The following is a 9,500-nucleotide window of genomic DNA, read 5'->3' as shown; positions in this document are numbered from 1 at the left end:
TTGGGGGTGGCGGGCCGTTTGGGGTCGTCTCAGAAAACGGGAAAAATAGCACGCTAAGGCGCGCGACGGCTTTTACCTAGCAGCAGTGCAAGTCTGCACCTGCGAGGCATGACATGCAGGAGGGCGCTATCGACCCTGAGCCGCCATCCAGATGAAAGCACCACAACCGTCATTCAGCCGGGCGACAAGTGCAAGGCCAAGGCGTCCAGCGGGCTGGAGGTGCCTCCGGCAGCGACTTTCAGCACATGCGTGTAGATCATCGTCGTGCTCACGTCCGAATGCCCCAACAACTCTTGCACCGTTCGGATGTCTGTGCCTGCTTGCAGCAAGTGGGTGGCGAATGAGTGGCGCAGGGTGTGGACAGATACGTGTTTGGCAATGCCAGCCTGAACTACCGCTTTTTTTAGTTGCCGGTTCAGTCTTTCCTCAAACAAGTGGTGGCGGCGCTCAACGCCGGTTTGTGGGTCCACAGACAGCTTGGCCGATGGAAACACCCAGAACCAGGCCCAGCTCTCGCCCGCCCTGGGGTACTTGCGCTCCAGTGCATGAGGCAGATACACGCCTCCGCGCCCCGTGGCACGGTCCTGCCCCCACACAGCGCGGACCTGAATCAGCTGCGCCCGCAACCGAGGTACGAGCGCCCTGGGCAGCATCACCACGCGGTCCTTGTCGCCCTTGCCGCTGCGCACAATGATCGCGTGGCGGTCGAAATCCACATCCTTGACCCGCAGGCCCAGCGCTTCGCGCAGGCGCAACCCACTGCCGTAAAGCAGGGCGGCCAACAGCGCTTCGGTGCCCGCCATGTGCGAAAGCAACGTCTGAACCTCCTGCACCGTCAGCACCACCGGAATCCGCTTGCGTTCTGGCGGCCGACCAATCTGCTGCATCCACGGCAATTCCATGCCCAGCACCTGCCGATACAAGAACAACAGCGCGTTGAGCGCCTGCCGGTGGGTGGCCGGCGCCACTTGCTTCTCGGTGGCGAGCATGGTCAGAAAACCCTCGACTTCAGCTTGCCCCATTTCGCGCGGATGTCGAAACCCACCATGGCTGCGGGCCGTCCACAACACAAATGCCTTGGCCCAGTAGACATAAGCTTTCTCGGTCTGTAGGCTGTAATGCAGGTAGCGAACCCGTTCGCGCACCTGATCGAGCAGCTTGATGGATCGGGGAGGGACCCAGTCAGGTTTGTCATTTCTGTTATACCTGTTCATGCATCCAGTAAGATGCTTTACAGAATTGATTTCAAACACTTTTTTTGGGTGCCGTGCGACATTGTTTAACGACCACGGTTGTGGGTATCCGGTGTTTGGTCAGATAAACCATAAGTTGGGCTTCACCGACGCAGCGTTGTCGGGCTAGCAAGCATCTCAAGAAATTCACAAGAAAGGTCAGATATGGACCAACACAACAATGGAGTCAGTACTCTAGTTGCTGGCCAGTTTGCGCTCCCATCGCACGCCACGTTTGGCCTGGGAGATCGCGTGCGCAAGAAATCTGGCGCCGCTTGGCAGGGTCAAGTTGTCGGGTGGTACTGCACAAAACTGACCCCTGAAGGCTATGCCGTCGAGTCCGAGTCTCACCCCGGTTCAGTACAGATTTATCCTGTGGCTGCGCTTGAACGCGTGGCCTGAATTCACGGTTGAGTGCACCGCTCAGCGCTCAAGCCGTGCAGTACCGCCCACAGCCCAACTGGTCGCTCCAGCGGACGGCTTCGCCGCCCGCTGAGCTAGAGCGTTAGACGGGCGTACAAAGATAATTTCCATCTCAAGGGATCACCATGCGCTTCATTCACGCACTATTACTGGCAGGGATCGCTCACTCTGCATATGCGTCGGAAAAATTAACCTTCAAGACCGATCTTGAGAAGCTAGAGCGCGAAAAAGCAGCTCAGATCGGTGTTGCGATCGTCGATCCCCAAGGAGAGATCGTCGCGGGCCACCGAATGGCGCAGCGTTTTGCAATGTGCTCAACGTTCAAGTTTCCGCTAGCCGCGCTGGTCTTTGAAAGAATTGACTCAGGCACCGAGCGGGGGGATCGAAAACTTTCATATGGGCCGGACATGATCGTCAAATGGTCTCCTGCCACGGAGCGGTTTCTAGCATCGGGACACATGACGGTTCTCGAGGCAGCGCAAGCTGCGGTGCAGCTTAGCGACAATGGGGCTACTAACCTCTTACTGAGAGAAATTGGCGGACCTGCTGCAATGACGCAGTATTTTCGTAAAATTGGCGACTCTGTGAGTCGGCTAGACCGGAAAGAGCCGGAGATGGGCGACAACACACCTGGCGACCTCAGAGATACAACTACGCCTATTGCTATGGCACGTACTGTGGCTAAAGTCCTCTATGGCGGCGCACTGACGTCCACCTCGACCCACACCATTGAGAGGTGGCTGATCGGAAACCAAACGGGAGACGCGACACTACGAGCGGGTTTTCCTAAAGATTGGGTTGTTGGAGAGAAAACTGGTACCTGCGCCAACGGGGGCCGGAACGACATTGGTTTTTTTAAAGCCCAGGAGAGAGATTACGCTGTAGCGGTGTATACAACGGCCCCGAAACTATCGGCCGTAGAACGTGACGAATTAGTTGCCTCTGTCGGTCAAGTTATTACACAACTCATCCTGAGCACGGACAAATAGTTGACGCCCGTCTAACAATTCGTTCAAGCCGACGTTGCTTCGTGGCGGCGCTTGCGTGCTACGCTAAGCTTCGCACGCCGCTTGCCACTGCGCACCGCGGCTTAACTCAGGCGTTAGCCACCAAGAAGGTGCCATGAAAACATTTAACGATTCCGTCACACTGCGCCTCATGACTGAGCATGACCTTGCGATGCTCTATGAGTGGCTAAATCGATCTCATATCGTCGAGTGGTGGGGCGGAGAAGAAGCACGCCCGACACTTGCTGACGTACAGGAACAGTACTTGCCAAGCGTTTTAGCGCAAGAGTCCGTCACTCCATACATTGCAATGCTGAATGGAGAGCCGATTGGGTATGCCCAGTCGTACGTTGCTCTTGGAAGCGGGGACGGAAGGTGGGAAGAAGAAACCGATCCAGGAGTACGCGGAATAGACCAGTTACTGGCGAATGCATCACAACTGGGCAAAGGCTTGGGAACCAAGCTGGTTCGAGCTCTGGTTGAGTTGCTGTTCAATGATCCCGAGGTCACCAAGATCCAAACGGACCCGTCGCCGAGCAACTTGCGAGCGATCCGATGCTACGAGAAAGCGGGGTTTGAGAGGCAAGGTACCGTAACCACCCCATATGGTCCAGCCGTGTACATGGTTCAAACACGCCAGGCATTCGAGCGAACACGCAGTGATGCCTAACCCTTCCATCGAGGGGGACGTCCAAGGGCTGGCGCCCTTGGCCGCCCCTCATGTCAAACGTTGAGCGACTGCTTACCCGTTTGACGGTCGGCCGCTCCTGGCCGGGAGCCGAAACCCAGAGTTGGGGCGTCAACCTGATCTATACCCTAACTTGGCGTCAGTCGGCTCACTGGCATCGCGTCAGACTAGGGCCGCTTTCTGCATTATCTGACGCCTAAACGTCAAACTCTATGGCCTCAACCTGACAGGCCGCATGCTTAGCGTACGATTTTGTCCGTTTTCTCTACCGTCCCCCGTTTGACCTCCCATTTACCCTTGGCGTACTCGCTCACCGTCCAGCCGATGGCGGCAAGCTCGGCCAGTGCCTTGCGGGCCGTCTGGCGCCGCTTCTTCATGGCTTCCGGGTTGGCTTCCTCCGGCCAGACGTAGCCGCAAAGCGTGTCCAGTTCCACCCGCCCGGCCTTGCCGGGGTCGATCCAGCCGCATAGGCGCTGATGCATCAGCCGCGCCGGGTCGGTCTGTAGCGCCCGCACCTCGTCCATGCTGATGCGGACATGCTGACCGCCACCCATGACGGCGCGGGCAATCAAGGGATTCAAGGCCACATACAGCTTGCCGTCCTGCTCGTCGCTGGCGTACTCGGACAGCAGGCGGAAGCCCTGCCGCTTCCTGCCGTTTTGCGCGATGATGGACACCTTCCAAAGCCGCTCGATGCACTCCCGAACCGGCTTAGTGTCGTCGGGGTTGGCGTAGCCAATTTCGCGGGCAAGTGCTCGATAGCTGCCCTTGACCACCATCGCATCCTGCTGGAAGGCTTCCCATTTCGGCTCAAGGAACAGCCGGAGTTGCTGCCCGGCCTCGGTCTGCGGTTCAGGTGACAGCACAAGGCCACCCGGCCCAGCCATTGCCACAAGTCCTTGCAGGATGCGCAAGTCATCAGCGCCCAGCGGCTCCGGGCCGCTGAACTCGATGCGCTTACCGTCGCCGTAGTCATGCACCACGTCCAGCTTGCCGCGCTTGCGCTCGCCACGCTTGAGGCTGCGGAATAGGCCGGGGGCCAGACAATGCGCCGGGTCGTGCCGGGCGTGGGTCAGGTCATGCTTGCTCACGGCTGCCCCCCTTCTTGCCGTTCGGCACTTCCAGCAGTTCCACCGGAACCAGCACGCCGCCGTCTCGGCGCTCATACCACTGGTCAAGCGGGGTGGCGTCGTAGTTCTGTTTGCTCACGCCGAAGCGCACGAAGAACCCGCGCCGGTCGTTGCCGATGGGCTGACGGTCATAGGCGCGGTCGCTCAGGCGCTTGGCCTCGTCCTCGGTCATCTTGGCGACGAAGCCGCACCAGCGGGCGTTGTCGATCAGTGCCGATGCGCCCCGCGCTGCCTGCTGCTGGTCGGTTTGCCCCTCGCGGGCGCTGCCCTTGCTGACGTGGTGCAGGTACAGGACAGACGCGCCAGTGCTGGCCGCGACGTGTTCCAGCGTGGCGACAAGCCGCGCCATGTCGCCGTTGCTGTTCTCGTCGAGGCTGTGAATCCGGCTCAGGGTGTCCAGCACGATCAGCCGCGCCCCGGCGCTGTACTCGATGACGCGGCGCAAGTGCGCCTCGTCCATGACGTTCAGGCGCTTGCCCATGATCGACTCAAGGGTCAGGTTGTCGGCGATGGCTTCGCGGGCCGACTGGTTGAGGTGCTGGCCGATGGCGTGAACGCGCCGGATCAGGGCGGGTTCGGGATCTTCCCCGGCCAGATAGACCACGCGCCCGGTGTGCTGCGGCTTGAGGTTCACCACGTCACCGCCTGCCACGCTGCAAGCAATGGACATAGCAGCTTCCAGCGCCCAGAAGCTCTTGCCGGTCGCGCCGGGGGCCACCAGTGCGCCCACGGTGCCAGCCAGAAAGCCCGGCCAGATGAAATCCAGTTGTGGCGGTTCCTGCTGGAACGCCTTCATAATGTTGATAGCCATATCGGCCTCCTGCGTAGGTTGATGATGGTTAGCCTGTCGGTCGGTTCATCACACCGACTGACAGGCGCTCTTATCTGCCGAAGCTGGGGCCATCATACCCCCGGCTCTTCCGTGAAAGCTCGCGGTTTCGTGCCCTCTCGGCCTCGATCTCTGCCTGTCGCTTGCGCTCGATCTCGGCCACCTGACGGGCGTTTATGTCGGCCAAGTCCTTGCCCTGCTCAGGCTTGGGCGTCCATTGGCGCACCTCGCGCCCGGTGATTTCGGCCACCCGCTGCGCCTGTTTCTGGTGCCCGGCGTCGGCCTTGGCCTGCGCCTCGGGGTTCTTTTCGTTTTCCCCGGCCACGGTGACGCGCTCGGCCCGCTTCAGGATCGCTTGCACGTCGTCACGCTCCAAGAAGCTGCGCACGTTCGCGCCGCCTGACACGATGACGGTGGGCGGCTGCTGGCCGCTGCGCTTGGCGATGTCGTGCAGGGCTAGCGCATCCGGGCCACCTTCCACGATCCAGACCTTTGCCGGGTCGCCCGGCAGGATCGGCGGATAGATCTTGTCGCTGCCGCGTAGGTCGCGCTTCTGCACCGGATCAGCGGGGGCAATGGCGCGGCGTGTGGCGTTCTGCGCGGTGCCTGTATGGTCGTAGCCGACGAACAGCACGCCACCGTCTGCATAGCGCACCATGCCCGCCTTCTCGGCGTGCTCGATGGTGTCCGGGCTGATGCCCCGGCCCTTGAGGTAGTCGCGGCCATGCTCGCGGGCTGCAAGCCCTTGCGCCGGTAGCTGCGGCGGTTGGCGCTTCGGCTCGCTCGGGCGCGGTTGCTGCCGGACTGTCGGCGCACCTGAAAGCCGATAGACGGCCTCGGCGTAGCCGGTGCCGGGTTCGATCTCGCGCACAAGGTCGATATTGTCCCCGCCGTCGTTGCCGTAGCGGTCGCACCAGAGCCAGCGCCCGTCCTGCTGCCGGGTCACGCGGTACGCCTCATCACCGCCAGCCTTGACGGACAGGTGTCGCCCTTCGCGCTTCACGGTGTAGCCGCTCGCCTCAAGGTAGGCGGTCGGATCTAGTTCGCGGGCCGATTGACGATCTGTTCCAGCAACTCGCGCTCCTTGGGCGTGGCCTTGTTCCAAATCGCGTTGGCCCAATCCGCCGTCTGCTGCACGTCGCTTGGCGGCACTAGCCTGTTTAAAGCGACTTGCCCAGTCGCTACCAGCATCGCGCCCACGGCCCCGGCCAGAATCAGCCCCAGCGCCTGCCGCCAAAGGCGCGGGCGCGTCTCGTTCGCTGCCTCGGTCAGTTTGTTGGCGGCTTCCGTCATATTCTGCTGTGCGCTCACCAGATTGCCCGGCAAGGCCACCACCTGCTCCGCGGTCTGCTTCATGCTGCTGATGCTCGTTTCCAGCCCTGACAGGCTGTTGGACAGGTCGGAGATGGTCTTGTCCAGCTCCCCGGCCTTCCGCTCGAACGCCTTCGCCGCGCTCACGCTCATCTGCTCCGTCAGCTCGTCCAGCGTCTTGCGCTGAATGGCCGTCACCTTGTCGTAGGCTTCCAGAACCTGCGTCACGTCCTGCTGGAGTCGGGCCAGCGGTTCCAAGGTCTGCGCCGTCTCGGTCGAGACTGCGACCGGTAGGCGCTTCAAGTCCTCGTGCATCAGGCTCAGGGACTGCTGCAACGTCCTGACGCTCTCCACGATCTGCAACTGTGGGCCTGAATCGTTCAAGGCCCGCACGGTCTCTAGCTTCGTCATAAGTCACCCCTGATTTCTGTAGCCCCGCCCATGTGTAGCCCTTGCCCAAGTCGCTGCCCTTGAACGGCACTCCGGCCACCTCGAAGGAAAAGCCGTTCATGCGCCCGGTGCTGGCGAGGTTTGCCCGGACGCCTACGCCTGCGGCATATAGCCGGTCGGCCAGTTCTGGCGCGGTCGGCTTGTCCTTCACTGCCTCATCCAGCAGCCGTTGCAGACGCTGGCGCGGCGGTTCGTCGCCCGTTCTCACGGCCATGTTGATCTCCTTGTCGGTCAGCTTCCGGCGCTCGGCCCGCGCATCGCCCAGCCCCGGCGTCAGGGTCAGGCCGTGGGTATGCTCAAGCTCTTGGGTCGCCTCGATGGCGCGGCGGGCTTCCCACTGGCCCAGCCAAACTTTCCCGTCCAGCCCTACCCGGCTTGCCACGATGTGGATGTGATCCTTGTCCGTGTCCTGGTGGCGCACTGCCACCCACGGCGTATTGGTCTGGTCAAAGCCCATGCGCTGCATGAAGTCAGCCGTCACGGCTTCCCACTTCTCGGCGCTCAGGCGCTCACCGGGAGGCAGTGACAGCGAGCAATGCCAGACGGGCTTGCCGATTTCCGGGCGCAACTGGCGCACGGCTGAGAACTCCCGCGACAGTTCGCGGGGGTCATTCCCGGCCATGTTGCCGCCGACACGTTCCGCGTTTTTCGTGTGCGTGGCTTCCTTGCCAACGTCAAAAACGTAGTTCAGCGCACCGCGAAAACCGCCACCACGGCTAACCTTCGCTTTCATCTTCCACGTCCTCCGAGTCGTGCTTGACGCCTATCAAGTCGCCGCGCACCAGCACCAGCAATCGCAGGCAGTTGGCAAGCTCGGCGCTCAACTGCAAGCCCAGCGCCTTGCCGATGCGCTCCCCGTCGCCCCGCTGCCCTTCGTTCAGGTGCCGGGCGATCTGGTTCAGGTTGGCCGCTGTGCGGGCCAACTCTGCCCACTGTTCCCGGTTCGCTGCCGGGATGGTGGGCGGCAGGCGATGCAGAGCGGCGGCGCGTAGGTACTCGCCCCGCTGCATCTGCACCGCGTCACGCTGCGAATCCAGCCGCGCAAGCTCGGCCTCGTTGAGGCGCACAGAAACGGTATGCCCGCGCTTGTCCGTGGCGTCGAGCGGCGCAGGCCCACGGCGGCGGCGCTTGGATTCGTCAGTGTTCATGGGCGAAGCCCTCCAGTAAGTGAAGCGAAGCGAAACGCGCAGCAACCCCCCGACCGAAGGGAGTGGGGGCGTAGGCCGAAGGCCGGAGGGTGAGAACCAAGCGAAGCGCAGGTTACACCTTGCTCCATGCCAAACCACAGCCTCAATACCATAATAGCACATCTCCATGCAAGCACCGAACAGCCACCCACCCGGCCCGCTCGCTGCGCTCTCAGCCCGACCGCCCAAGGGCGGTAATGGGCCAGCGGGGAGAGGGTGGCCAAAGCACTTGGGCGAACTGATACCATGCCGCTATGGTAGCGAAAGAACGGCAGACTGTCGGGCGGAACCTAACCTGACAGTAAAAACCCATTTGAGTGCGACTGTCGGATTAAAATAAGGGCCGACAATAAACATTTGACAGTGTGTGACTGTCGGACTAGAATGTAATCACACAGTCAAGCGGAGAAACAGCCATGCAGTTTAAGCGCCAAGGTCGCCGGGTTCAGGTGCTCGCCTACCGGGGGTATGACAAGGAAAAACGCCGCGCCATCGTCAAGATGATGGGGTCTATTGACGTATATTCTTACGAGCTGTCAGACGGCCTAGTTGAGAATCTGACAGACGAAGAAAGAATAGAGCTACAGTCATACATCGAAACAGAAAGACAGGCAGAAGAAAAGCGAATCCGACTGTATTCCGCCAAGTCTGCCGCCAGTCGTATTTTTGAGGTTGCCGACACGATCAAGGCCGGGGACTTTGAGCCGTCCGAGGCATGGGCGGCGGATACCTGGGCGGCAATCGAGGCGCTGACCAAGGCCATGCGCAAGGCGGGCTACCCGAAGCCCCGCAAAGCGCCCCAGAAAGCCGCAGACGCGCCGATGCCGGGTCAGGCTGGGTTACCCTTTGGGGATGCGCCAGAAACGCCAGAAAGCGCCTCCTGAGGGGTTTAGGCCGGGAAACCGGCCTCCACCCCCCTCTCCCCGCTGGCCCATTACCCCCGGAGGGGGTCGCCGAAGGCGGGGGGAGAGGTGTTCAGCCTTCCGGCCTTGGCCGGGCATTTGAGGCAATGCCAGACCGCGCCGAAGGGGCGCGGGCTGTGCTGCGCCTAGTGGAGATTCTTAGAGAATCTTGGATCGATTTTGCGAATCGCCCGGAAAGCCGCGCCCCGTCTGGGTTTTTTCAGATCGGGGCGGGGAGAGTTACCGTGGGGGGTGGGGAGAGTTAGCGTGGGGGGTGGGGAGCGTTCCCGTGGGGGGGGCGGGCGGGTTGGGGGCGTCTAGGAAAACGGGAGCACTAGGAC

Annotated in this window: 11 protein-coding genes and 1 pseudogene; 5 read left to right on the top strand and 7 right to left on the bottom strand. The window is 61.6% G+C overall.

Going from position 1 to position 9,500, the window contains the following annotated elements:
- Positions 1-173: 173 nt before the first annotated feature.
- Complete coding sequence (locus CLR69_RS00045; RefSeq protein WP_064483933.1) at positions 174-1,214, bottom strand: integron integrase; 1,041 nt, start codon at positions 1,212-1,214, stop codon at positions 174-176.
- A gap of 183 nt (positions 1,215-1,397) precedes the next feature.
- On the opposite strand from CLR69_RS00045, the gene CLR69_RS00040 reads away from it, so the two are divergent.
- The 4 genes from CLR69_RS00040 to CLR69_RS22800 all read left to right on the top strand — a co-directional run bounded on the left by CLR69_RS00040 (position 1,398) and on the right by CLR69_RS22800 (position 3,550).
- Positions 1,398-1,634: a trimethoprim-resistant dihydrofolate reductase DfrB3 gene (locus CLR69_RS00040; protein ID WP_010890144.1), complete on the top strand. Its 237-nt coding sequence runs from the start codon at positions 1,398-1,400 to the stop codon at positions 1,632-1,634.
- Positions 1,635-1,780: 146 nt separating this feature from the next.
- The gene (locus CLR69_RS00035) at positions 1,781-2,644 is read left to right on the top strand and encodes an extended-spectrum class A beta-lactamase GES-7 (protein WP_032490683.1); all 864 of its coding nucleotides are present in this window, start codon (positions 1,781-1,783) and stop codon (positions 2,642-2,644) included.
- A gap of 133 nt (positions 2,645-2,777) precedes the next feature.
- Positions 2,778-3,332: a fluoroquinolone-acetylating aminoglycoside 6'-N-acetyltransferase AAC(6')-Ib-cr9 gene (locus CLR69_RS00030; RefSeq protein WP_131534982.1), complete on the top strand. Its 555-nt coding sequence runs from the start codon at positions 2,778-2,780 to the stop codon at positions 3,330-3,332.
- A gap of 50 nt (positions 3,333-3,382) precedes the next feature.
- Positions 3,383-3,550 carry a hypothetical protein gene (locus tag CLR69_RS22800; RefSeq protein ID WP_165504372.1) on the top strand — a complete coding sequence of 56 codons (168 nt, stop codon included), beginning with the start codon at positions 3,383-3,385 and terminating at the stop codon, positions 3,548-3,550.
- 39 nt (positions 3,551-3,589) lie between these two features.
- Here CLR69_RS22800 and repC read toward each other — a convergent pair whose 3' ends face one another.
- The 6 genes and pseudogenes from repC to CLR69_RS00010 all read right to left on the bottom strand — a co-directional run bounded on the left by repC (position 3,590) and on the right by CLR69_RS00010 (position 8,218).
- The gene (repC, locus tag CLR69_RS00025; RefSeq protein ID WP_111987085.1) at positions 3,590-4,441 is read right to left on the bottom strand and encodes a replication protein C, IncQ-type; all 852 of its coding nucleotides are present in this window, start codon (positions 4,439-4,441) and stop codon (positions 3,590-3,592) included.
- Positions 4,428-5,291 carry a helicase RepA family protein gene (locus CLR69_RS00020; RefSeq protein WP_013250884.1) on the bottom strand — a complete coding sequence of 288 codons (864 nt, stop codon included), beginning with the start codon at positions 5,289-5,291 and terminating at the stop codon, positions 4,428-4,430. The genes repC and CLR69_RS00020 overlap by 14 nt, the downstream gene beginning before the upstream one ends.
- Before the next feature lie 70 nt (positions 5,292-5,361).
- Complete coding sequence (locus CLR69_RS23050) at positions 5,362-6,312, bottom strand: hypothetical protein (protein ID WP_064483931.1); 951 nt, start codon at positions 6,310-6,312, stop codon at positions 5,362-5,364.
- A 35-nt stretch (positions 6,313-6,347) separates the two neighbouring features.
- Positions 6,348-7,031, bottom strand: coding sequence for a hypothetical protein (locus CLR69_RS23045; RefSeq protein WP_064483930.1), 684 nt, complete (start codon positions 7,029-7,031; stop codon positions 6,348-6,350).
- Between the two features lie 379 nt (positions 7,032-7,410).
- A pseudogene (locus CLR69_RS23380) lies at positions 7,411-7,692 on the bottom strand (relaxase/mobilization nuclease domain-containing protein); the annotation flags it as partial.
- Positions 7,693-7,786: 94 nt separating this feature from the next.
- Entirely contained in the window at positions 7,787-8,218 is a 432-nt protein-coding gene (locus CLR69_RS00010) for a plasmid mobilization protein (protein ID WP_013250886.1), read from the bottom strand.
- A gap of 455 nt (positions 8,219-8,673) precedes the next feature.
- Between CLR69_RS00010 and CLR69_RS00005 the strand changes: the two genes are divergently transcribed.
- Positions 8,674-9,141 (top strand): hypothetical protein, encoded by a 468-nt coding sequence (locus CLR69_RS00005; protein ID WP_013250887.1) that lies wholly within the window; start codon positions 8,674-8,676, stop codon positions 9,139-9,141.
- Positions 9,142-9,500: the final 359 nt, after the last annotated feature.

The sequence above is a fragment of the Pectobacterium zantedeschiae genome, assembly GCF_004137795.1.
In the GTDB taxonomy this organism is placed as follows: Bacteria; Pseudomonadota; Gammaproteobacteria; order Enterobacterales; family Enterobacteriaceae; genus Pectobacterium; species Pectobacterium zantedeschiae.
The sequence above is the reverse complement of the archived record's forward strand: the minus strand, read 5'-3'. Positions and strand labels throughout refer to the sequence as shown.

Bases quoted from the DNA above. Each gene is read 5' to 3' on its own strand.
- CLR69_RS00045 (WP_064483933.1), bottom strand. From the start codon at position 1,214: ATGAACAGGTATAACAGAAATGACAAACCTGACTGGGTCCCTCCCCGA.
- CLR69_RS00020 (WP_013250884.1), bottom strand. From the start codon at position 5,291: ATGGCTATCAACATTATGAAGGCGTTCCAGCAGGAACCGCCACAACTG.
- CLR69_RS23045 (WP_064483930.1), bottom strand. From the start codon at position 7,031: ATGACGAAGCTAGAGACCGTGCGGGCCTTGAACGATTCAGGCCCACAG.
- CLR69_RS00035 (WP_032490683.1), top strand. From the start codon at position 1,781: ATGCGCTTCATTCACGCACTATTACTGGCAGGGATCGCTCACTCTGCA.
- CLR69_RS00005 (WP_013250887.1), top strand. From the start codon at position 8,674: ATGCAGTTTAAGCGCCAAGGTCGCCGGGTTCAGGTGCTCGCCTACCGG.
- CLR69_RS00040 (WP_010890144.1), top strand. From the start codon at position 1,398: ATGGACCAACACAACAATGGAGTCAGTACTCTAGTTGCTGGCCAGTTT.
- CLR69_RS00010 (WP_013250886.1), bottom strand. From the start codon at position 8,218: ATGAACACTGACGAATCCAAGCGCCGCCGCCGTGGGCCTGCGCCGCTC.
- CLR69_RS22800 (WP_165504372.1), top strand. From the start codon at position 3,383: ATGTCAAACGTTGAGCGACTGCTTACCCGTTTGACGGTCGGCCGCTCC.
- CLR69_RS00030 (WP_131534982.1), top strand. From the start codon at position 2,778: ATGAAAACATTTAACGATTCCGTCACACTGCGCCTCATGACTGAGCAT.